The 21,962-nt window shown below is 75.3% G+C and carries 18 protein-coding genes; 10 read left to right on the forward strand and 8 right to left on the reverse strand.

Annotation, left to right across the window (positions count from 1 at the left end; translation table 11 throughout):
- Window positions 1-183: 183 nt before the first annotated feature.
- On the forward strand, window positions 184-2,574 hold the full coding sequence (locus tag ACTVZO_RS08190) for a glycoside hydrolase family 31 protein (protein WP_443297745.1): 2,391 nt from the start codon (window positions 184-186) through the stop codon (window positions 2,572-2,574).
- 222 nt (window positions 2,575-2,796) lie between these two features.
- On the opposite strand, the gene ACTVZO_RS08195 is transcribed toward ACTVZO_RS08190, so the two are convergent.
- Window positions 2,797-3,330 (reverse strand): NUDIX domain-containing protein, encoded by a 534-nt coding sequence (locus ACTVZO_RS08195; RefSeq protein ID WP_443297746.1) that lies wholly within the window; start codon window positions 3,328-3,330, stop codon window positions 2,797-2,799.
- A 114-nt stretch (window positions 3,331-3,444) separates the two neighbouring features.
- Here ACTVZO_RS08195 and ACTVZO_RS08200 point away from each other — a divergent pair, with 114 nt between their 5' ends.
- The 3 genes from ACTVZO_RS08200 to ACTVZO_RS08210 are packed head-to-tail and all read left to right on the forward strand — an operon-like array spanning window position 3,445 to window position 5,502.
- Complete coding sequence (locus ACTVZO_RS08200) at window positions 3,445-3,783, forward strand: Mpo1-like protein (RefSeq protein ID WP_443297747.1); 339 nt, start codon at window positions 3,445-3,447, stop codon at window positions 3,781-3,783.
- Window positions 3,784-3,832: 49 nt separating this feature from the next.
- Window positions 3,833-4,306: a Zn-ribbon domain-containing OB-fold protein gene (locus ACTVZO_RS08205; protein WP_443297748.1), complete on the forward strand. Its 474-nt coding sequence runs from the start codon at window positions 3,833-3,835 to the stop codon at window positions 4,304-4,306.
- Complete coding sequence (locus ACTVZO_RS08210; RefSeq protein WP_443297749.1) at window positions 4,303-5,502, forward strand: lipid-transfer protein; 1,200 nt, start codon at window positions 4,303-4,305, stop codon at window positions 5,500-5,502. The genes ACTVZO_RS08205 and ACTVZO_RS08210 overlap by 4 nt, the downstream gene beginning before the upstream one ends.
- A gap of 157 nt (window positions 5,503-5,659) precedes the next feature.
- On the opposite strand, the gene ACTVZO_RS08215 is transcribed toward ACTVZO_RS08210, so the two are convergent.
- The 4 genes from ACTVZO_RS08215 to ACTVZO_RS08230 are packed head-to-tail and all read right to left on the reverse strand — an operon-like array spanning window position 5,660 to window position 9,914.
- A complete protein-coding gene (locus tag ACTVZO_RS08215; protein ID WP_443297750.1) occupies window positions 5,660-6,286 on the reverse strand; it encodes a GTP-binding protein in 627 nt (208 codons plus the stop codon).
- Complete coding sequence (locus ACTVZO_RS08220; protein ID WP_443297751.1) at window positions 6,267-6,707, reverse strand: DUF742 domain-containing protein; 441 nt, start codon at window positions 6,705-6,707, stop codon at window positions 6,267-6,269. Before ACTVZO_RS08220 ends, ACTVZO_RS08215 begins: the two co-directional genes overlap by 20 nt.
- Before the next feature lie 10 nt (window positions 6,708-6,717).
- The gene (locus tag ACTVZO_RS08225; protein WP_384227328.1) at window positions 6,718-7,155 is read right to left on the reverse strand and encodes a roadblock/LC7 domain-containing protein; all 438 of its coding nucleotides are present in this window, start codon (window positions 7,153-7,155) and stop codon (window positions 6,718-6,720) included.
- Window positions 7,152-9,914, reverse strand: coding sequence for a nitrate- and nitrite sensing domain-containing protein (locus tag ACTVZO_RS08230; RefSeq protein WP_443297752.1), 2,763 nt, complete (start codon window positions 9,912-9,914; stop codon window positions 7,152-7,154). Before ACTVZO_RS08230 ends, ACTVZO_RS08225 begins: the two co-directional genes overlap by 4 nt.
- A 417-nt stretch (window positions 9,915-10,331) precedes the next feature.
- Here ACTVZO_RS08230 and ACTVZO_RS08235 point away from each other — a divergent pair, with 417 nt between their 5' ends.
- On the forward strand, window positions 10,332-10,775 hold the full coding sequence (locus tag ACTVZO_RS08235; protein ID WP_443297753.1) for a hypothetical protein: 444 nt from the start codon (window positions 10,332-10,334) through the stop codon (window positions 10,773-10,775).
- Window positions 10,776-10,851: 76 nt separating this feature from the next.
- On the opposite strand, the gene ACTVZO_RS08240 is transcribed toward ACTVZO_RS08235, so the two are convergent.
- The 3 genes from ACTVZO_RS08240 to ACTVZO_RS08250 form a co-directional block, all read right to left on the reverse strand.
- Entirely contained in the window at window positions 10,852-15,483 is a 4,632-nt protein-coding gene (locus tag ACTVZO_RS08240) for a hypothetical protein (RefSeq protein WP_443297754.1), read from the reverse strand.
- An 89-nt stretch (window positions 15,484-15,572) separates the two neighbouring features.
- On the reverse strand, window positions 15,573-16,475 hold the full coding sequence (locus ACTVZO_RS08245; protein WP_443297755.1) for a hypothetical protein: 903 nt from the start codon (window positions 16,473-16,475) through the stop codon (window positions 15,573-15,575).
- A gap of 253 nt (window positions 16,476-16,728) precedes the next feature.
- Window positions 16,729-18,234, reverse strand: coding sequence for a hypothetical protein (locus ACTVZO_RS08250; protein ID WP_443297756.1), 1,506 nt, complete (start codon window positions 18,232-18,234; stop codon window positions 16,729-16,731).
- A 107-nt stretch (window positions 18,235-18,341) separates the two neighbouring features.
- Here ACTVZO_RS08250 and ACTVZO_RS08255 point away from each other — a divergent pair, with 107 nt between their 5' ends.
- From ACTVZO_RS08255 to ACTVZO_RS08275, 5 genes are all read left to right on the forward strand, one after another.
- Window positions 18,342-19,115, forward strand: coding sequence for a LamB/YcsF family protein (locus ACTVZO_RS08255; RefSeq protein ID WP_443303088.1), 774 nt, complete (start codon window positions 18,342-18,344; stop codon window positions 19,113-19,115).
- Window positions 19,112-19,729: a 5-oxoprolinase subunit B family protein gene (locus ACTVZO_RS08260; protein ID WP_443297757.1), complete on the forward strand. Its 618-nt coding sequence runs from the start codon at window positions 19,112-19,114 to the stop codon at window positions 19,727-19,729. The genes ACTVZO_RS08255 and ACTVZO_RS08260 overlap by 4 nt, the downstream gene beginning before the upstream one ends.
- Window positions 19,726-20,592 (forward strand): biotin-dependent carboxyltransferase family protein, encoded by an 867-nt coding sequence (locus tag ACTVZO_RS08265; RefSeq protein ID WP_443297758.1) that lies wholly within the window; start codon window positions 19,726-19,728, stop codon window positions 20,590-20,592. The genes ACTVZO_RS08260 and ACTVZO_RS08265 overlap by 4 nt, the downstream gene beginning before the upstream one ends.
- A 73-nt stretch (window positions 20,593-20,665) precedes the next feature.
- Window positions 20,666-21,238 carry an RNA polymerase sigma factor gene (locus ACTVZO_RS08270; RefSeq protein ID WP_443297759.1) on the forward strand — a complete coding sequence of 191 codons (573 nt, stop codon included), beginning with the start codon at window positions 20,666-20,668 and terminating at the stop codon, window positions 21,236-21,238.
- Window positions 21,235-21,915, forward strand: a complete 681-nt coding sequence (locus tag ACTVZO_RS08275; protein WP_443297760.1) for a hypothetical protein — start codon at window positions 21,235-21,237, stop codon at window positions 21,913-21,915. Before ACTVZO_RS08270 ends, ACTVZO_RS08275 begins: the two co-directional genes overlap by 4 nt.
- Window positions 21,916-21,962 lie beyond the last annotated feature (47 nt).

The following is a 21,962-nucleotide window of genomic DNA, read 5'->3' on the forward strand; positions in this document are numbered from 1 at the left end:
GGGACGATGCCATGTGATCGACATCCGCACCAGAGTCGTCATCACCGCTCACGGGGGCGGCGGCATGTGGGCGGCCGCCGGCCGGCCGCGGTCGCGCGGTGGCCGTGCGCCGGTGGTCACCCATGGGTGAACGGAAGTTGAACGCAGCACTTTCGCTCGGGGGCCGGTGGCAAGGTGATCTCCATGAACGGTCGTGATCTGGTGCGTGCGGTCAAGGACATCGGTACGGAGCGCGGACGGCGCGCCTGGCTCTCGGCGTGGCGTCACCGGCGGGCGGACGCGGTGGGGCTGCCGCGGCGGGGTACGGAGCGGGCCCGGGTGCCGGGGCTGCTGACGGGTACGGAGCCGCGGCCGGGCGGGGGCGTGCTGCGGTTCGCCCGTTCGGAGCTGCTGGTGCGGGTCACCGTGGGCGGGGCGGTGTTCTGGGGATGGGACGGGGCCGGGCCGGGGCCGTCGTACGCGGTGGTCGGCACGGGGCCGGAGCCGGATCCGCGGGCAGCGCTGGAGCCGGACACCGGGGGCGGCTGGCGGGTGGTGTCGGAGCGGGTGACGGTGGCGGTGTCCCGGCACGGGGCGGTGGAGGTGCGCACGCCGGGCGGGACGGTGCTGCGGCGGGAGCTGCCGCCGCGCTGGTGGGAGCCGGTGTCCGCCGGGGAGCGGGACGGGGACCCGGACGGGGGCGTGCCGGGGGGCGGGGCCCGGTGGTTCCAGCGGAGCGAAGTGGCGGCGGACGCACGGTTCTTCGGGCTGGGCGGACGTGCGGCGGGGCCGCGGCTGCGGGACGGGTCGTACCGATTGTGGAACACCGACCCGAAGGGCGGCTTCGGTCCCGGTGACGATCCGCTGTACCTGACGATGCCGGTGCAGCTGGTGGTGGCGGACGCCGGGACGCACCTGGTGTTCCACGACAACTCGTGGGACGGCCGGGTGGTGTTGCGGGAGGGCGAGGAGGGTGCGGGCTCGGGGGTGGACCGGCCGGGGGTGAGCGAACTGCGCATGGAGGGCGGGCCGCTGCGGTGCTGGGTGCTGGTGGGGACGCCGGCGCGGGTGCTCCAGGGCTGGTCGGGGCTGACGGGCGCGGCGGCGGTGCCGCCGGAGTGGGCGCTGGGGTACCAGCACGCGCGGTGGGGGTTCGGGAGCGCGGAGGAGGTGCGCCGGGTGGTCGGGGGCTATGCGGAGCGCGGGTTCGCGCTGTCGGCCGTACATCTGGACATCGACCACTACGACGGGCACCGGGTGTTCACCGTGGACCGCGGGCGGTTCCCGGATCTGCCGGGAATGGCGCGGGAGTTGGGCCAGCAGGGGGTGCGGCTGGTCTCGATCGTCGATCCGGCGGTGAAGGCGGGCGATCCCGTGCACACGGCCGGGCTCGCGGTGGGGGCGCGGGGTGCGTTCGTGCGGGATGCGGAGGGTGCGGAGGTGCGGGGCGAGGTGTGGCCGGGTGAGTGCGCGTACCCGGACTTCACGGATCCGGCGGTGCGGGAGTGGTGGGGCGGGCTGTACGAGGAGCGGCTGGCGCAGGGCTTCGCCGGTTTCTGGCACGACATGAACGAGCCGGTGGCCTTCGCCCCGTTCGGCGATATGACGCTGCCGCGCTCGGCGCGGCACTGCATGGACGGCGCGGGCGGGGACCACCGGGCCGGGCACAACGTGTACGCGCTGGGGATGGCGCGGGCCGGCTGGGAGGGACTGGTCCGGCTGCGGCCCGAGGAGCGGCCGTTCCTGTTCTCCCGGTCGGGGTGGGCGGGGATGCAGAGGTACGGGGGCACGTGGTCGGGGGACGTGGAGACCAGCTGGGAGGGGCTGCGGGCCTCGCTGGCGCTGGTGCTGGGGCTGGGGCTGTGCGGGGTTCCGTACTCGGGGCCGGACGTCGGGGGCTTCGGCGGGTCCCCGTCGCCGGAGTTGTACCTGCGGTGGCTGCAACTGGGGGCGTACCTGCCGCTGTTCCGGACGCACTCGGCGATCTGGGCGGGGCGGCGGGAGCCGTGGGAGTTCGGGGCCGAGGTGGAGGCGCACGCGCGGGAGGTCATGGCGGAGCGGGAGCGGCTGCGGCCGTACTTCGTGACGCTGGCGCACCTGGCGCGGCGGACCGGGGCGCCGTACGTACGGCCGGTGTGGTGGGGGACGCCGGAGGAGCGGCGGCTGCGGGACTGCGAGGACACGTTCCTGCTGGGCGACGCGCTGCTGGTCGCGCCGGTGCTGGAGTGCGGGGCGGACCGGCGGGCGGTGCGGTTGCCGCGGGGGCGGTGGTACGACACCGCCTCGGGCGTGGCCTATGAGGGGCCGGGGCAGATCCTGCTGGACGCCCCGCGGGGGCGGATCCCGGTGCTGGCGCGGGCGGGGGCGGTGATTCCGGTCCGGGACGCCGGCTTCGCCTCCGGCGGGGGCGTGCGGCTGGAGGTCTGGGCGCCGGCGCGGGGGCGTACGGGCGGCGGGGTGGTGATCCGGGACCCGGGGCCGGGGTTCGAGGCGGGCACGGTCGAGCGGTACACCTCGCGGTGGGCCGGGGATGAGGTCGTGGTGGTGGATGAGGGTGGGGATGCGGTGGAGGGCGTGGTCGTACGGGGGATCTAGGCGGTTCGGTGGGCGGGACCAGTGGGTGGGCGCGGCCAGTGGGTGGGCGCGGCCAGTGGGTGGGCGCGGCCAGTGGGTGGGCGCGGCCGGTGGGTGGGCGGCCGGTAGGCGGCCGGGACCTCTCCGTGGCCGGGACCCGTCCGTGGCCGGGACCCGTCCGTGGCCGGGACCCGTCCGTGGCCGGGACCCGTCCGTGGGCGGGACCCGTCCGTGGGCGCGGGTTCAGGGGCCGGCGGGGGCGTCGGGTCGGGTGTAGCGGCCCGTGAACCAGGAGTCGGCCGCCTGGGTGTGGAGGGGGAAGGCCAGCTCGGTGGAGGCGCGGAGGATGTGCCAGCCCGTGGTTTCGTCCGTCGGGACCGAGGCGGGGAGGGAGGCGGCCGGGCGGAGGGGGAGGAGGCCGAAGAGCAGGAGGTGGCCCCCCGGGGAGCTCAGGGCGTCGGCCAGGGTGACCTCCGACGCGGCGGCGGTGATGCCGGTCTCCTCGCGGAGTTCGCGGACGACCGCCTCGCGCCAGTCCTCGCCGAAGTCGATGAAGCCGCCGGGCAGGGCGGTGCCGCCGAGGGCCGGTTCGATGGTGCGGGTGATGACCACGAGGCCGGTGCCGTCCGCGTCCTCGACCGGGAGGAGGGCGACGGCCACCGGGAGCGGGTTGCGGTAGGCGACCGCCCCGCAGGCGGCGCAGGTGCGGGGCCAGGTCCGGGTGGTGTACGGGGCTCCGCAGGTGGAGCAGTGCGAGTCCCTCAGCTGTGCCGACATGGCGCGATGGTATGCCAGACAGTCGCCAAGCAGGCGCCAAGAGCATCTCGGGCAAAGGGCGTTGGGGGTGCCGGTGGCTGTCGTCTCCGGGCGGGCGTGGGTACCGTGCCCGGCATGACCTTCCGTTCGTACGAGGAGTTCTGGCCGTACTACGTCGCCATGCACTCCCGCGCCGCCACCCGCTGGATCCATCTCGCCGGGACGCTCACCGGTCTGGCCGTGACCGCCTACGGGGTGGCGCGCGGCCGGAAGCGGTACCTCGCCGCGCTGCCGCTGATCGGGTACGGGGCCGCGTGGCCGGCGCACTTCCTGGTCGAGGGGAACAACCCGGCCACCTTCGGTCATCCCGCCTGGTCCCTGCGCGGGGACGCGCAGATGATCCGGATGATGCTGGCCGGGCGGGACGCCGAGCTGGCCGAGATCGCCGGGAAGTGGCTCGCCGAGAACCGGTGACCCGGCCCGCCACCCGTGACACACTCCTGACGATGCGTCAGGTTTCTGCATGGGAGGGGTCTTGGCACTCACACGTACACCCGTCGTGAGCGGGTGGTTCACCGAATCCGCGGCGGACGGCGGCTTCCGGCTGCTCGGCACCCGCTGCTCGGCCTGCACCGCGGTGTTCTTCCCGCGCGAGGACGCGTACTGCCGCAATCCGCGGTGCCCGGGCGGCGGGGAGCTCACCGAGGTGCCGCTGTCCCCGCGCGGGCGGGTCTGGTCCTACACCGACGGGCGCTACCGGCCGCCCGCGCCGTACGTGTCCGACCCGGCCGAGCCCTGGGAGCCGTACACCCTGGTCGCGGTGGAGCTGGAGGCCGAGGGCATGGTGGTGCTCGGGCAGGCGGTGCCGGGCGTGGGGGTGGGCGACCTCGCGGTCGGGATGGAGGTCGAGGTGGTGGGCGGCGTGCTCAACGAGGACGCCGAGACCGAAACCGCCTGGACCACCTGGCAGTTCAAGCCGGTGGGAGGGAACGCGTGAGCGCCGACAGCGCCGACATCGCCGTGCTCGGGGCCGGAATGCACCCCTGGGGCAAATGGGGCCGCAGCTTCGTCGAGTACGGACGGGCCGCCGCCCGGGCCGCGCTGGCGGACGCCGGGCTGGACTGGCCGGACGTGGGGTCGATCGTCGGCGCCGACACCGTGCGCTCCGGATATCCCGGCTACGTGGCCGGTGCGACCTTCGCCCGGGCCCTCGGCTGGCAGGGAGCCCGGGTGACCAGCGTGTACGCGGCCTGTGCGTCCGGCGCGCAGGCGATCGGCACGGCCCGGGCGCAGATCCTGGCCGGGCTGGCCGACGTGGTGCTCGTGGTGGGCGCGGACGCCGCGCCCAAGGGGTTCTTCGCCCCGGCGGGGGGTGACCGGCCCGACGATCCGGACTGGCTGCGCTTCCGCGTGCTGGGCGCCACGAACCCGGCGTACTTCGCCCTGTACGCCCGCCGCCGGATGGCCGTGTACGGGGACACCCCGGAGGACTTCGCCCAGGTCAAGGTGAAGAACGCGGCGGCCGGGACGCTCAACCCGAACGCCCGCTACCGCAAGGCCGTCTCCGCCGAGGAGGTGGCCGCCTCGGCGGTCGTCGCCGATCCGCTCCGGCTGCTCGACATCTGCGCCACTTCCGACGGAGGCGCGGCCCTGGTGCTCACCAGCATGGACTTCGCTCGCTCGCGCGGGATCACCGACCCGGTGCGGATCCGGGCGGTCTCGACGGTGACCCCGACCTATCCGCGGACGGTGCTGGACCTGCCGGACATCGCCACCGATTCGGCGGTGGCCGTGCGGCCCGCGGACGGCTCCTTCCGCGCCTCGATCGCGCGGGCCGCGTACGAGGAGGCGGGGCTCGGCCCGGACGACCTCTCGCTGGCCGAGGTGTACGACCTGTCAACGGCCCTGGAGCTGGAGTGGTACGAGGACATCGGGCTCTGTGCGGCGGGTGAGGGCGCCAAGCTCGTGCGGGAGGGGGCCACGTCGCTCGGCGGGCGGATTCCCGTCAACGCCAGCGGCGGGCTGGCCTCGTTCGGGGAGGCGGTGCCGGCCCAGGCCATCGCCCAGGTGTGCGAGCTGACCTGGCAGTTGCGCGGGACGGCCGGGGAGCGGCAGGTGCCGGGGGCAAGGGCCGGGATCACCGCGAACCAGGGGCTGTTCGGCCACGGATCGGCCGTGGTCGCGGTGCGCTGAACGGCCCGCGGAAGCCGGGTGTTGTCGGAACGCTTGACGGCCCCCTGTGGCGGGTTCACACTCGCTCCACAGTCCCGTGCGGCACCCGGGTTTCCGGATCCCCCCATGAGAGCTGCGGCCCGTACCCCAGTCGGCGGGGGTACGGGCCGCCTCCCTGTCAGGACCCGGCTGTCAGGCTCCGGCGCCGGGCCCGGGCCACGGACATGGCATGCTCCACGACCCCGACGAGGACGTCCTTCACGGACTCCCGGTCCCGCGCGTCGCACAGCAGCACCGGCACCCCGGGATCGAGGTCGAGGGCCTCCCGTACGGTCACCACGGGGTGCCGGTCCGCGCCGTCGAAGCAGTTGACGGCGACGACGAAGGGGAGCTCGCGGCGTTCGAAGTAGTCGACGGCGGCGAAGCAGTCGGCGAGGCGGCGGGTGTCCGCGAGGACCACCGCGCCGAGCGATCCCTGGGCCAGCTCGTCCCACAGGAACCAGAACCGGTCCTGGCCGGGGGTGCCGAACAGGTACAGGACCAGGTCCTCGCGCAGGGTGATGCGCCCGAAGTCCATGGCCACGGTCGTGGTGCTCTTCCCCTCCACTCCCCCGGTGTCGTCGATCCGGGCCCCCGGCTCCGAGAGCAGTTCCTCGGTCCGCAGGGGTTTGATCTCGCTTACCGCACTGACCAGGGTGGTCTTGCCCACCCCGAAGCCGCCCGCGACCAGGATCTTCAGGGTCAGCGGCTCGACCGGTGACACGGCGTGCATGGCACCGGTGCGGCTAGAGCGCCCGAAGGCCATCGATCACCTCACGCAGAATGGATTCGTCGGGCAGTTCGGCCGGTGGCACCGGCCGGGTCACGTGGACCAGTTGGTCGTCGGCCAGGTCCCCGATCAGGACGCGGACGACGCCGACCGCGAGGTCCAGGTCCGCCGCGAGTTCGGCGACCGACTGCGGCCGGTCCCGGCACATGCCCAGAATGTGGGCGTGCTCGGGTGACAGGGTCATGTCCCAGACCGGGTCTTCGGCGGCCGGTTCGGCGACCACGAGCGCGATCAGGTCCAGCCGGTGCTGGCCCGCGTGGCTGGTCCGGCCGCGGGTCATCGCGTACGGACGCACGACCGGACCCGCGTCGTCGTCGAACCAGTGCGCGTGGTCGGTGGTCGGGTCGGGCTCCCCGGCCGGGGTGCGGGCGGGATGGTCCTGGCCTGGATCGCTCATGCCGTACGTCTCACCCTCCGGCTGGCAGCCCGGTGCGCGGGGCGGTGGCCAGGTGGTCGCCCACCCGCTTGACCATCAGGGTCATCTCGTACGCGACCTGGCCGACGTCGGATTCGGCGTCGGCGAGCACGGCCAGGCAGCTGCCGTCGCCGGCGGCCATCACGAACAGGAAGGCCTCGTCGAGCTCGACGACGGTCTGGCGGACCCGGCCGGAATCGAAGTGGCGGCCGACTCCCTTGGCGAGGCTGTGGAATCCGGAGGCGACCGCCGCCAGGTGCTCGCTGTCCTCGCGCGTCAGGTCTTTGGAGCTGCCGGTGGGCAGGCCGTCGCCCGAGAGGACCACGGCCTTGCGGATGGAGCCGACCTTGTCGACGAGCTCGTCGAGGAGCCAGTTGAGCGGGCCGGAGCCGCGGCCCCTGGTGTCGTTGCCGGTCTGCGGTGCGGTCATCGACCGTCCCCTTCGTTCTCGTTCGCGGGACCGGTGGCGGCGGGGGTGCCTGCCGCGGTCTCGGACTGCTGCTGGGCGTGCTGGTTGCGGCCCGCCGTCCAGCCGCGCTGGAGTGCGGACATCCGCGTGCGTACGTCCTCCGCGTCGCGGTCCCGAAGGGGGGCGGTGGCGGCGTTGTCGGGGGCCGCGGCAGCGTTGCTCTTGAGCTGCGGTGCGAGGCTGGCCTGGCGGACCCGGCGGGGCAGCACGGCCCCGGTCGGCGCCTCTCCCGAACCGGGTGCGGGTGCGGCGGCGGGTGCGGCGGCGGTCGAGGGTGCGCGGGTGGGGCCGGGCTGCGGGACGACGGACACCGGGCGGGGCTCGACGCGGCGGCCGTGGTCGGCGACCAGGGTCGGGGCGGGGCGCCGGCGCGGCAGCGGTACGGCTCCCGGGGAGCGGGGGCCGTCGGGACGGGGGGCCTCCACCCGCTGGGTGTCGAGCCGGACCGGGCCTGTGGGCCGGTCGCGGTCCCGGTGGCGCTCGGTGTGCGGCTTGTCCGCCGGGCGCAGGCCCAGCAGGGCGCTGCGGGGGGTGCCGCCCGGCGGGGTCTCGTCGTCGAGCGTGGCCATGACGGGCCGGGCGCCGACGCCGTCCAGGACGGCCGGGTCCGCGTCGAGTCCGTCCACCGCGTCCAGGCCGAGGACGTCGACCGGGGGCTCCAGCTCGACCGGGCCGCGCAGTTCGGCGACGGGCAGCGAGCGGCCGGTGCCGGCGGGGGCCGCCCGCTCGACGGCGGTCGCGGACCGGGCGGAGGGGATCGCGGCGGTCCGCCCGCCGGTCCTGGACGCCGGGCCGTCGTCCAGCCGGATGCCCGTGCCGCTGGTTTCGGGGGCCTCGGTCAGCAGGGCCACCGGGATGAAGACGACCGCGGTGGTGCCTCCGTACGGGCTGGGCTGGAGGACGACCTTGACGCTGTGGCGCTGCGCGAGGCGGCTGACGACGAACAGGCCGAGGCGGTCGGTGTCGGAGAGTTCGAACTCGGGGGTCTCGGCGAGGCGGAGGTTCGCGTCGAGGAGCGCCTCCGGGTTCATGCCGAGGCCCCGGTCGTGGATCTCCAGGGTGAAGCCGTTGGCGACGCGTTCGCCGTGCACCTGGACCGCGGTGTGCGGCGGCGAGAACACGGTGGCGTTCTCGAGGAGTTCGGCGACGAGGTGGGTGATGTCGGCGACGGCGGGGCCGGCGATGCCCAGCCGCGGCAGCCGGCGCACCTCGATGCGCTCGTAGTCCTCGACCTCGGCGACGGCGGCCCGTACGACGTCCATCAGCTGGACGGGCTTGCGCCACTGTCGGGAGGGGGCGGCGCCGGAGAGGATCACCAGGCCTTCGGCGTGCCGGCGCATGCGGGTGGTCATGTGGTCGAGGCGGAAGAGGTCGGCGAGCTCCTCGGTGTCCTCGGTGCGGCGCTCCATGGTGTCGAGGAGGGTCAACTGGCGGTGCAGGAGGACCTGGTTGCGGCGGGCCAGGTTGACGAAGACCTCGGAGACGCCGCGGCGGAGTTCGGCCTGCTTCACGGCGGCTTCGACGGCGGCGCGCTGGAGGGTGTTGAGGGCCAGGCCGACCTGGCCGACCTCGTCCTTCTCGTACTCCAGGCGGGGCGCCTCGGTCTCCACGTCCACGTGCTCGCCCGCGGCGAGGCGGCGCATCACGCTGGGGAGGCGGACGCCGGAGACCTCGTGGGCCTCCTTGCGGAGCCGGGAGAGGTCGCGGATCAGGTCGCGGCCGATGCGCACGGAGAGGATCAGGGAGACGACGAGGGCGATGAAGCCGAGGACGCCGGCGACGGCTGCCTGGACCAGCACCTCCATGGCGACGGGCTCGACCCGCTTCTGGTAGCGGTCGCCGGCGTCGGTGCCCATGACGGCGAGTTCGTCGAGGACCTTGCCCGCGGCCTCGTCCCACTGGGCGGCGGTGACACGGGGGTTCTTGCCCGGGCCGCCGCTGAGGAACCGTTCCTCCGCGTCGCGCAGCATCTTGCTGTCGGGGCCGCCCCAGTACTGCTCGAACCGCTGGCGGTCGGCGTCCGGGAGGATCGCCAGGTTGAACTCGTAGAGCAGGCCTCGGTTGGCCACGAAGTCGGAGACGTGCCGGATGTCGGCGGCACTGACGTTGCGGGCGGCGAGGGCGGAGGCGATGACGGCGTCCTCGCGGGAGAGGGTCTCCCGGGCGCGGGTGATGCCGACGAGGGCGCGGCCCTGCTTGTCCATCTCGACGTTCTCCAGCGCGTGGAGGTTCATCAGGAACTCGTAGCAGGGGTCGACGAGCCGGCTGTACAGGTCCAGTGCCTGGCTGGGGTCGAGGGCGTTCTGGTCGACCGAGCGGCGCAGGGCGCTGATTCCGTGGAAGGCGCCGAGGATGGAGCGCAGGCGCTGGGCGTTCTCGGGGCTCAGCTGGTCGATGACCTCGGGGTCGCGGGCGTTCGCGGTGATCTGCTCGACGGCTTCGTCGGTGGCGGCGCGGCGCTTGGCGAGTTCGGCGGTGGCCGCGGAGGCGCGGGGGTCGCCGACGACGACGAGGGTCTGGCGCCGTTCCTTCTGGATGACGCGGACGACGTCCTCGATGGGGTAGCCGACCTTGTCGATGACGTAGGCCACGTCGAGGAGTTGGACCGCCTCCCGCCCCGTGATGACCGTCGCGAAGGACCACAGCGCGGTCAGGGATACGAGCGGCACAAGGAGCAACGCGACGATCTTCCGGCGGATGGACTTTCCGCGAAAGCGCATGGCCTCCCCAGCCTCCCCCAGCTCATCCCCGATGTCGGGGGGTCGGTGTTCCGTCGGTGTTGTTCGGTGTTGGTTGGCGGTTCGTCGTTTAAACCGGCGTGAGCCTACTACTGCCGCGCAGCGGGTTCGAAGGCGTGTCCGGACGTTTTCGGCCGGGCCTCTGGACGAAGATCACGAGTTGTCCGATAATTCCGGTCAGGAGCGGCCCGATATGTGGCACATGACACTTGATGGGGCGTCAGTTCCCTTACCTGGATGGATGGCTGGAAGTATTCGTTCCGCGATCACCGGGCGGGCGGACCGTTCCGCGATGCGGGAATCTCCGGACGGCGCCGTACGTCTTCTCTTCACGGGGGCACGTCGGGGTAGACGTGTGGAGTAGGCAGTGCGGACCGCGCGGTGGGGAGTGAGCGGACCATGAGCAGGTACGAGGACGGCGCGGGCGGGCGCGGCGAGGGCGGGAGCCGGCGCGGGCTGTGGGTGGAGGAACCGGCCCGGCGGCGCCGGATGCCCGATCCGGTGCGGGCGTCCGCGGTGCGGGCGGTGCTGATCGTGTCCTTGACCCTCATACAGGCGACCGTCGGCTTCTTCCTCACGATCACCGGGTCCTGGCTGGCCTTCCCGATGGTCCTGGGCGCGATCGCGGCGACCGTCGTGGCCACATGGGGCGTGCTGGACGTGTGGATCACCCGGCAGATGTGGAACCAGCGGTACGGGGTGGTGTCGGAGCCGAGCAGCACGGCGCGCGACCGACGCCGCGAGGAGCGCCGGGCCGCCGAGGCCGCCCGTGCGGAGCGGAAGGCGGGCCCCGCCCGAATAACCCGCGAGGACGGGCCCCTCGCCGCCTTCGGCCGCCGCTGAGGGGGTTCACCGCGCCGGGAGGGGAGACCGCCGGGGGAGGCCGCTGGCAAGGGGAGGCCGCCGGGAGGCTGCCGGCTCAGCTCCGGCGGAACATCCGGGTCGCCGTGATCTCCCCGTGGATCGTCTCCTGCTCCGGGGACTGCTGCGGCAGGCCCGGCCGCAGGTGTTCCTCGACGCTGATGTACTTCAGACCCGCGCGCAGGTCCGCGTCGTTGCGCAGCCGGATGACCAGCGGGAACTCGGCGAGGGCCGTGGTGTCGAACAGGCCCGTCGTGTAGAGCAGCTGGACGCCGAGCGCGTCGGACACGGCCCGCTGGAGCTCCAGCAGGTAGGTGGCGTTCGCGCGGCCGATCGGGTTGTCGAGGAAGAGCGTGCCCGCGTGGCGGTGCTTGTCACGGCCGCGGTCGTTGCTGCGCAGCGCCGCCATCGTGCAGTACAGGGCGATCGCGGCGGTCAGCAGCTGCCCGCCGGAGAACACGTCGCCCATCTGTCCGACCGGCACCCGCTCGGCGCGCAGCACCGCGTCCGGCTTCAGGATCTCCACGGAGATGCCCTTGGGTTCCAGCGCCGCCTGCACGCCCCGCAGCAGCAGGGACATGCCGTCGCGGCGTCCCTCGCCGAAGGAGGCGGTGCTGTTCTTCTTCACCGCCGCCCGGGTGGCCTCGTCGATGACCTCGCCGAGCCGCTCGGTGAGCGTGGTCTGGTCCGGCTCGTCGAAGCGGATCCGCAGGAACTCCTGGCCCGACCACTCCCCCAGGCCCTCCGGCAGCTGGGAGAGGCGCTGGGCCGAGCGGAGCGTGGCCAGCGCCGACTCCACGAGGCCGCGCAGCCGGTCGACGATGCTGTCGCGGTTGCGCTCCAGCTGCGCCAGCTCGTCGGTCAGGACCCGCAGGCGCGGGGCGAAGGCGGCCGCCCAGGCCGCCGCGTGCTCGGGCAGGGCGGAGGCGGGCAGTTCCCGGATCTGCTGGCGCGCGGGGGTGCGTACCTGCTCGTAGCGGGTGGCGTTGGCGTGCCGCACCAGGACGTCGCTCGCCTCCCGCACCGCGGCTTCGGCGGCCGACAGGTCGGCCGCGCAACCGCGCAGCGCGCGACGGGCCTCGGTGGCCGACTGGCGGGCCTCCTCCAGGGTCCCCGCGTGGGGCGCGGGCGGCTGATCGTCCTCGGCGTGGGTGTGGTCGCGCAGGAGGTCGCGCAGCAGGGCGGCGGTCTCGTCGAAGCCGCCGGCGCCGTCCTCGGCGGTCCGGTGGGCGCGCAGCAGGTCCGCGTGGGCGGCGCGGGCGCTCTCGACGGCGGCGCTGTGGGCGGCGAGTTGGGCGGTGGCCGTCCGCAGCAGGGCCTGTGCGTGCTCCACGTCCCCGGGGACCAGTTCCTCGGGGAGTTCGGTGTGCGCTTCGCCGCCCTCGGCGGGGGCGTGGCGTTCGGCCTCTCCGCGCAGCCGGCCGAGCTGCTCGCTCGCGGTCGAGGCGCGCGTCTCCAGCATCTGGACGAGGGATTCGGCGCGGGCGGCGGCCGCCTGCCGCGAGGGGCCGTCGGCGCCGTCGGGGCTCTCCAGGAGCTGGGCTGCGCGGGTGCGGACCTTGTTGGTGAGGCGGTCCAGCTCGGCGAGGGCGGCGCTCTCGTCGCTCTCGGCGCGGGCCTGTTCGGCGCGCAGGTCGGCGCCGACGCCTACCTTCTCGTACAGCTGGGACGCGGCGCGGTAGGCCTCGCGGAGGTCGGGCAGCGGCGCCTTGGGCGCGCCGTCGTCCTCGGGGAGCGGCTCGGGGGCCCCGGCGATGTCGGCGCGCTCGGCGCGCAGGGCGCGAGCGGTGCGGCGGGCGTCGTCGGCGGCGCGCTGGGCGGCGCGCCGGTCCTCGTCGGCCGCGCGGGCCCGGTCCAGGCAGACCTCGGCGCGGGCCTCGGACTCGGCGGCCTCGTCGGCGAGTTCGCGGAGCCTGGCCTGCCAGCCGGCGCGTTCGCGCAGCCGGAAGGCGAGGCCGGCCAGGGCGTCCGCGACGCGTCGGGCCCGCTGGGCGGTGTCCTGGCGCTCGTCGCGCACCCGGGCCGCGTCGGCGGCGGCCTCGTCGGCCTCCGCGCGTACGGTACGTGTCTCCGCGAGCTCCGCGTCGGCCTCCTCGGCGAAGGCACGGGCGGCCGCGGCCTGCTGCGCGAGCTCGGCGAGGCGGCCGCGCGGGCAGCCGGTGCGCCAGGATGCGAGGCGGGCGGCGAGTTCGCGGTCCCCGGCGAGGCGGCCGGCCAGCTCGCGGATCTCGGTGTCGCGGGCGGTGGTGCGGGTGCGCAGCGCCTGGCGCTCCTCGTCGGCGGCGAGCTCGTCGTGCATGGCCGGGTTCGGCGACACGATGAAGATGCCGGCCGCCGCCGAGCCGGCGTCCACGGGGGCCACCGGGGCCAGCAGGGCGGCCGCGGTGCCGACGGCGACGGTGGAGCGGGGCAGCAGGGCCGCGCCGGAGAGGACCTCGCGGGCTCGGCCGTGGGTGTCGGGGTCGGTGATGACGACGCCGTCGACCAGTTCGGGGCGGGCCGCGAGCACGGCCGCGTGGTCGGCGGGGTCCACGGACTGGGCGAGGTAGCGCCAGCCGGGGAGGGCCGGGATGCCGTGTTCGCCGAGGTACTCGACGGTGGCCAGGACGTCGGGGCCGGGTGGCAGCAGTCCGCCGTCGCCGAGGGCGCCGAGGATGCGGGCGTCGTCGGCGGCGGCGGTGCGCAGTTCGAACAACTGCCGTTCGGCCGCGGCGACTCCGTCGGTGAGCAGTTCGTGGAGGTCCTCGGCGTTGCGGTCGAGGTCCTCCGCCGTGAGCCGTCCGGCGGTGCCGGGCCCGGCGTCGTCCGTACCGCCCTGGTCGTGCGCAGGGGTGTCGGAGCCGGTCGAGGGGAGGCCCAGGAGGGCGGCCAGGCGCGGGGATCCGGCGAGGGAGGCGGCGGCGCGGTGTTCGGCCTCGTAGGCGGCCTCGGCGCCGTCGGCGGCGTCCGCGGCGCGGGCGGCGGTGAGTTCGGCGCGGGATTCCGCGGCGGCGCCCTCGCGGGCGGCTTCGGCGGCGGTGCGCGCGGCCTCGCGGGACTCGTCCCAGGCGGCGACGGCGGTCTTCTCTGCGTCGGTGGCGGCCAGGGCGGCCCGGGCCGGGTCGGCGTCGGGTGCGGAGTCGTCGAGCCAGCCGGCTCGGACGGCTTCCGCGGTCTCCTGCTGGACCTCGCCTAGGCGCGAACGGAGGTGTTCGGCCTCGCTGCGGGCGCGCTGGGCGGCCGTCGCGGCGGCGGTGGCGTCGCGGTGCGCGGACTCGCCGGTGGCCTGGAGGACCGCGGAGCGCTCCTCCTCCTCGTTGGCCACCCGCTCGCCGTGCTCGGCGGCGGTGTGCAGGGCCCGTACGAGATCGGCGGCGGCGGTGGCGCGGGCGGCGAGCGCCGGGGCGGCGTCACGCTCGGCCTCCAGGATCGCGGCGGCGACCCGGGCGGAGCGGTCGGCGGCGGCGCGGTGGCGCAGGACGGTCTCGGCGGCCTGCCACGCGGAGTGCAGGGTGCGGGCTTCGAGGAGTTCGCGGCGCTGGGCGGTGGCGGCCTTGTCGGCGACGGTCAGGGCCAGCGAGGCGTGCCGGTAGGCGAGTTCGGCGGAGACGGCCGCGCTGCGGGCGCGGGCCGTTTCGGCGGCGGTGACCTCGTGGGCGGCGCCGGTGACGCGCTGGGCGAGGTCGGCGGCGCGGCCGCGCTCCTCGGTGGCACGGGCGGACAGGCGGCGGGCGAGGGTGCGGGTGCGGCGTTCGGCGCCCGCGTGGACGTCGCGCAGCCGGGAGCGGGTGCCGGCGGCTTCGACGATGCGTCCCAGGAGGTCCACCGAGCCCGCGGTGAAGTCCCGTTCGGCCATCAGCTCGCCGCGGCGGCCGAGCTTGTTGCCGAAGCCGTGGACGAGGTCGGCGAGGCCGTCGGTGTCGCGGGTGTCGGTGACGGCGCGCAGCAGCAGGTCGGTGAAGTCGGAGTCCTTCTTCACCGCGAAGAGGCCGGCGGCCTCGCCCTCGTCGGCGTTCATCTCGCGCTGGTAGCGGAAGAGTTCGGGGTCGAGGCCGAGGTCGGTGAGGTGTTCGTTCCACCGGTCGTGGATCTCCTCGAAGGAGACCTCGAGGTGCGGGTAGGCCTTGCCCGCCTCGGTGAGGGCGTCGCGGAAGCCCTTCATCGTGCGGCGGCGGCCCTGGGCGCCGGAGGCGCCTTCGACGGGCGGGCGCACGGCGGTGGCCTCGGCGACGGGCAGGCTGTCGAGGCTCAGGCCGGGGCCGGGGCGGAAGGAGTACCAGGCTTCGGCGAACTTGCGCGGGTCGTTGGACACCTGGCGGCCGCGCCATTCGCTGACCTTGCCGACGACCACGCACTCCCCGGTCTGGGTGTGCTGCCACTCCAGGGCGACGTGGCCGCAGTCGTCGGCGAGGAGGAACTTGCGCAGTACGCCGGAGCTGGCGCCGCCGAGGGTGTTGCGGTGGCCGGGGAGCATGACCGAGAAGATCAGCTTGAGGAGGACGGACTTGCCTCCGCCGTTCTCCAGGAAGAGCACGCCCGCGGGCGCCGGGCGGCGCGGCGGGCCGGTGGGCTCGTCCTCGAAGAACTCCGCCTGGGCGGGCGCCGGGTGGGGCACCGGCTCGCCGACTCCGCGCAGGTCGAGCACGGTGTCGGCGTAGCGCGCACCGGCGGGCCCGATGGAGTAGAGGCGGATCCGGGACAGCTCGTACATGGCGGCGGACTCTCGTTGTTTCTCGGTGTACCAGGCGTACTGGGTGTACCGGTGTTCCCGGTGCGTTCTCGGTACGTGGGGCGGGTGGCTCAGGCGTGGAACGGCAGGCCGGCGTCGGCCGCGAGCTCCAGGTCGTCGCCCTCGGGGGGAGGCAGCAGGGTGGCGGAGCCGTCGCTGACGGGGACCACGCCCAGTTCCAGCAGTTCGGCCATGGCCGCGCTGCCCGCCATGTCGCGGACCTGGAGCTGGTAGCGGGGGGTGGTGCGGTACGTGCCTCCGGCATCGTCCCCGGTGCGCTGGAGGAAGCCGGACTCGGTGAGGAAGGCGGCTGCCTTGCCGATGATGCCGGTGGTGGAGCCGGCGAGGCGGCGGGCGTCCTTGGTGGCGCCGGTCGCGCTGCGCCGGGAGTAGACGCGCCAGGCGGCCTCCAGCCCGGGGGCGCCGGAGGCGGGGTCGGTGTTCTCGCCGAGCTCCTCGGCACGCTCTTCGAGGCGGCGGCAGGCCTGGCGGACGAACGCCTCGACGCCGTTGACGGTGACGCGGCCGATGTACCCGTCGTCGGCGAGGTCCTCGGGCCGGGGGAAGGCGAGGGCCGCGACGGCGAGGTGGGCGAGGCCGTGCAGGAAGCGGTCGGCGGAGTCGGCGGCGGTGCGGCGGGCGTAGTCGCCCATGCGGACGGCGAAGACGGAGTCCTCGCCGGCGGCCACGGCCATGCCGGCGCGCGGGGACACTTCGAGGACGACGAGGCCCAGTCCGGTGGCGACGGCGTCGGCGAGGCGGCCGAAGGCCGGGTCCTCGCGGTAGCGGCGCAGCAGTTCGGCGTATTCGGCGTCACGGGCGGGGAGCAGTTTCGGCTGTAGTCCGAACGCGACGAGCCGGGCCGCGTCGGCGGCGTCCGCCGGGGTCACGGGGGCGGCGGCCGGCGCCGGCGCGGCCGGGACCGTCTGCGCGGGCTCGCTCCACGCGGTGGGCTCGGCGTGGCGGTCGCTCACGGGTGCGTCTCCTCGGCAGTACGGGCGGTACGGGTGGTGCAGGCAGTGCGGGTGGGGTCCGCGTGGGGTGCGGTGGCCTCGGCCCGGCGACCGGCCGGGCCTGACATGCGGCCGGACCGTGCCGCGGCGGGCCCGGGCCGACCGGGCAGACCGGGCCGACCGGACTCGGTGGCGGGCCGGCGGCGCCGCGCTGCCGGGCGCCCCGCTGCCGGGGGCGGCTGAACCGGGCCGCGGACCGGCCGGGAGAGCGTGGTCATGAGGCCTCCGCGCGGTCGGCGGCCATGCCCGCGGCGTCGAGCAGTGCGGTGCCGACGATGAGGTCGGCTCCGCCGAACTCGGGGTCCTCGAGCTGGGTGCCGTCGTCCACCGCGAAGAGCAGCCGCTGCTCGCCCTGGCGGTAGGCCGTGCCGACGGCCGGGCTCGCCGCGTGCACGGCCAGCAGGGCGACCAGGTACGGCAGGGCCGGGTCGGTGCGGCGGGCCTCGGCCAGCAGGCCCGACAGCCGGCGCGGGGCGTCGTGCGGCAGGTCCAGGAGGACCATGGCCGTGGCGAGCTGCTCCTCGCTGAAACGGCTGTCGTCCGGAGTCGCGATGAGGTCCGGTTCGGGCATCTCCGCACCGAGGTGCTCCCGCTCCACGGGCGGGGTGAGCAGGATCTCGACCAGGTCCCCCACCCGTACCGAGACCGGGGTGCGCAGTCCCGCGCCGGAGGCGAAGAACGCGTCCGTGACCCGGTGGGCCCGTTCCAGCGGGAGCGGCAGCAGCGGGGCCACCAGCTGCCCGTACAGGTCGATGCCGGAGCTCGGCGCGGGGGCGGCGAAGGCCTGGCGGTCCTGTTCGGCGCGGAAGAGCGGCCCGGCGTCCAGCAGCCGGGACTGGAGCTGGGTGTGGCGGCGGATGCAGTCCTTGACGATGTCGACGAGCTCGGCGGCCCGCCGCTTGCTCTCGGGCTCCTCGGCCTCGTCGCGCGCCTTGCGGATGTTGGTCAGGATCGCGTTCTCGTGGCGGTAGCGGTCGGCGACGTGGTCGAGGGCCTCCTCGATCATGTCGGGGACGGACTGGAGCCAGTCCACCGCGCGCACGTTGCGGCGGGTCGCGTCCAGCGTGCGCCGCAGCGTCTCCGCGTACTGCACGGTCCGGTACCGGGCCTGCTCGGCGGCGAGCTGGGCGTCCGCCAGCCGGCCCCGGCTGATCAGCACCTCCAGCTTGACCTCGGCCGCGATCTGCGCGCTGGTCACGTCCGTGTCGAGGGCGCCGACCAGTACGTTGACGGCCTCGTCGGTCGTGCGCAGGTAGACCCCGCCGCCGTACCCCGGGACCTCTTCGATCAGCTTGAAGTCGTAGTCGCGCCGGACGTAGGCGCCGTCCGGCCCGAACGTCCCGTAGATCGCGCGGAAACCGCGGTCGACGCTGCCGACGTTGACCAGGTTCTCCAGCACCCAGCGGGCGACCCGCTCGTGCTCGGCGGCCGGCCGGGCCGGGGCCTGGGCGGCGACCCGCGGGAGCAGCCTGGCCACCACCTGCTCGTGGTCGGCGCCCGTGTCGAAGTCCATGTTCAGGGTGACCAGGTCGATCGCGGCCAGCGCGACCTCCGCCATCGCGTAGACGCCGTACTCGCCCGCCAGATTGGCCTTGCGTACGTCGAGGTCGTGCAGCGGGGCGGTGCAGGCGAGCGCGCGCAGCCGCCGGGCCAGGCCCTCGTCGGCGGCCGGGCCCGGCGCCGGGGACGGAAGGGTCTTCGCCGGGGCGGGGAGAGTCACGGACAAAGACTAGGCGCTGACCCTGACAACATCCCAAACGGCATGGTTCGGCCGGATCGTCCGCGGATCGCCCGAGCCCGGTCCTCTACGCTCACCGCATGGCTTCCATGATCACACCCTCCGAGGCGGCGATCGACCTCAACGCCGACCTCGGCGAGGGCTTCGGGCGCTGGACGCTCACGGACGACGAGGCCCTGCTCACGGTCGTCACGAGCGCCAACGTCGCCTGCGGTTTCCACGCCGGGGACCCGTCCATCATGCGCCGGGTCTGCGAGCTGGCGGCCGCGCGGGGCGTACGGATCGGAGCGCAGGTCTCCTACCGCGATCTGGCGGGCTTCGGCCGCCGCGCCATGGACGTGCCGGCCGGTGAGCTGGCGGACGAGGTGGCCTACCAGATCGGGGCGCTGGACGTCTTCGCACGGGCCGCCGGCTCCCGGGTGTCGTACGTGAAACCGCACGGCGCGCTGTACAACCGCACGGTGCACGATGCCGACCAGGCCGCCGCCGTGGTCGCGGGGGTCCTGACGGCCGGGGGCGCCCTGCCCGTGCTCGGCCTCCCCGGCTCCCTGCTGCTCGACGCGGCCGCGGCGGCCGGCCTGGCCGCCGTACCGGAGGCGTTCGCCGACCGCGCCTACACGCCCGCCGGGACGCTGGTGCCGCGCACCGAACCGGGGGCGGTGGTGCACGACCCGGACGCCGTCGTGGCGCGGGCCGTGCGGATGGCGGCCGAGGGGTCGGTGACGGCGGCCGACGGCTCCCCGGTCCAGGTCGCCGCCCGTTCCCTGTGCCTGCACGGGGACACCCCGGGCGCGGCGGACCTCGCACGCCGGGTCCGCGCGGCGCTGGGCGCGGCCGGGGTCCGGGTCGGGGCCTTCGCGTGAGGACCCTGGTGGTCGGCGCGGAGGCCCTCCTGGTCGAGGTGGGCTCGGCCGCCGAGGTGGCCGCGCTCCACGCCGAACTGCTGCGCCGCCGGGACGCGGGCGAGCTGGGCCCCGTACGGGACCTCGTGCCGGCCGCGCGGACCGTGCTGCTGGACGGCGTACGGGACCCGGCCGGGCTCGGCGCCCGGATCGCCCGCTGGGAGGTGCCGCCGCTCAGCCGGTCACAGGGCCCGCTGGTCACCGTCCCGGTGCGGTACGACGGTCCGGACCTGGCGGAGGTCGCCGGGCTGTGGGGGGTGGCTCCGGAGGGCGTCGCGGGCATCGTCGGCGAGACCGTCTTCCGGGTGGCCTTCTGCGGGTTCGCACCCGGCTTCGGCTACCTGACCGGGCTCCCCCAGCGCTTCCACCTGCCCCGGCGGGCCACGCCCCGCACCTCCGTCCCGGCCGGCTCGCTGGCCCTGGCCGGGGAGTACGCGGGGGTGTACCCGCGCTCCTCCCCCGGCGGCTGGCAGCTGATCGGGTCCACCGACGCGACGCTCTGGGACCCAGGACGGGAGCCGGCCGCGCTGCTCGCGCCCGGCGTCCGCGTGCGGTTCGCGGAGGCGGGCCGGTGACCGGGCTGCTGGTGGTGCGGCCGGGGGCGCTGACCACCGTCCAGGACCGGGGGCGGCCGGGCCACGCCCACCTGGGGGTCCCGCACTCGGGGGCGCTGGACACGGCCGCGTACGCGGTGGCCAACCGGCTGCTCGGCAACCCGCCGGACGCGGCGGCGCTGGAGACGACCCTCGACGGGGTGGGGCTGCGGGCCCTGGCCCCGGTCACCGTGGCGGTCACGGGCGCGCCCTGCCCGGTACGGGTGGACGGCCGTCCGGTGGCCTGGGGAGCCGCGGTCAGGCTGCCGGCCGGCGCGGAGCTGGACGTGGGCCGGGCCGAGTCCGGCCTGCGCGGCTACGTCGCGGTGCGCGGCGGCCTGGACATCCCGCCGGTGCTGGGCAGCCGCTCGACGGACCTGTTGTCGGGCCTGGGGCCTGCGGTCCTGTCGGCCGGGACCCTGCTGCCGGTGGGCCCGGCGGGGCCGGAGCCGGCCCCGCCGGGCGATGTGTGCCCCCTGCCCGGGGCGCCTCGGGAACTGCTGCTCCCGCTCCGGCCCGGGCCGCGGGCCGACTGGTTCACCCCGGCCTCCCTCGCCGGGCTGTGGCGCTCGGTGTTCCGGGTGTCGCCGGTGTCCAACCGGATCGGGCTGCGCACGGAGTCGGGGACGCCGCTGGTCCGGGCCCGGGAGGGCGAGCTGCCGAGCGAGGGCATGGTCCTGGGCGCGGTCCAGGTCCCGCCGGACGGCCTGCCGGTGGTGTTCCTGGCCGACCACCCGGTGACGGGCGGCTATCCGGTCGTGGGCGTGGTTCCCCGGGGGCCCGCCCTGAACGCGGCGGCGCAGGCCCGGCCGGGCGTCGCGGTGAGGTTCGCGGCGGCCCGGTGAAACGTTCGGCGGGGCTGCGGCCAAGTACGAGTGAGGGGGCCGGCCGGGTCCCCGGCTCAGGGGAGGGAACCGGGTGCTCAGCCCACGACACGAGACCGGGCCACCGGATCTCACCACGCCCGAGGGGTTCGGGGCGTTCTACGAGGAACACATCGACGCCGTGCTCGGCTTCGTCACCCGCCGGGCCGCCGACCCGCACCTGGCGGCGGACCTGACGGCGGACATCTTCCTCGCCGCAATGGGTTCGGCCTCCGGCTATCGGCCCAACAGGGGAGCGCCGATCGCCTGGCTGTTCGGGATAGCCCGCAACGTCCTGTCGGGCCACGCCCGCGGGCTGGCCCGCGAGAGCGGCGCCCTGGCGCGGCTCAGTGGGCGGCGCCTGCTCGACGACGAGGACGTGGCGGCTCTGGAGGAACGGATCGACGCCCAGCGCGCCTTCCGCAAGCTGGCCGAGCGCCACGCCGCCCTGTCCGAGCCACTGCGCGCCGCGCTCGACCTGGTCGTCCTCGACCAGCTCACCCCGGCCGAGGCCGCCCAGGCCCTCGGCGTCACCCAGGCGACCGTCCGCGTACGCCTGCACCGGGCCCGCCGCGCCCTGGGCGCTCCGGGCTCCGCGACGAAGAGCCAGTTGGAGGCAGCCCGATGAGCACCCGGCCCAGCGGTTTCGAGGAGCGGCTGAAGGCCGCGCTCCTGGCCCGCCTCCCGGAGGCGGCGCCCGCGGCCACCGCACGGCCGTTCGCCCGCAAGTACGGCATCCCGCTCGCGGTGGGCGTCGCCACGGCCGCCGTGGTCGCGGTCATGACCCTGCCGGGCAGCACCCACACCGGTTCGCTGCCCGCCGGCACGCCGAGCCCTTCCGGTACGGACGCGCCCAGGATCACGAAGGAGCGGGACGGGTCGCTGCGGTTCGATCTGCCCCGGAAGGAGCAGGTCCCGGCCCTGGCCGCCCGGCTCAAGCAGCTGGGGGTCGAGGCCGTCGCGTTCCAGCCGGTGCCGGAACGCGAGTGCGTGCGGGCGACGTGGGCCTGGGGCAAAGTCCCGCAGGAGGATCCCGCGGCCGGTGTGTCGCGCGCCGATGACGGACGCGTCCTCAAGGTCAACCCCAAGGCGGTCCCCCCGGGACACACCCTCGCGCTCACGTGGAAGTACTATCCGCCGTTCTGGGACGGGAGGCAGGGAGTCGTCTTCGAAGTCCTGTCGAACGCGTACGCCCCGTTCTGCGCGGCCGACAACACGGAGGCCGCCCTGGAGGCCCAGCGGCTGGGGCCCCCCACCCACATACCGAGCCCGCCCCCCGGCGCACCGCCCACCAGGTCGCCCTGATCGCGCTCCGCGGCCGCACGTCGTGACAGCACCCGGCCCGGCCCCCT

Source organism: Streptomyces sp. IBSNAI002, assembly GCF_052244475.1.
GTDB lineage: Bacteria > Actinomycetota > Actinomycetes > Streptomycetales > Streptomycetaceae > Streptomyces.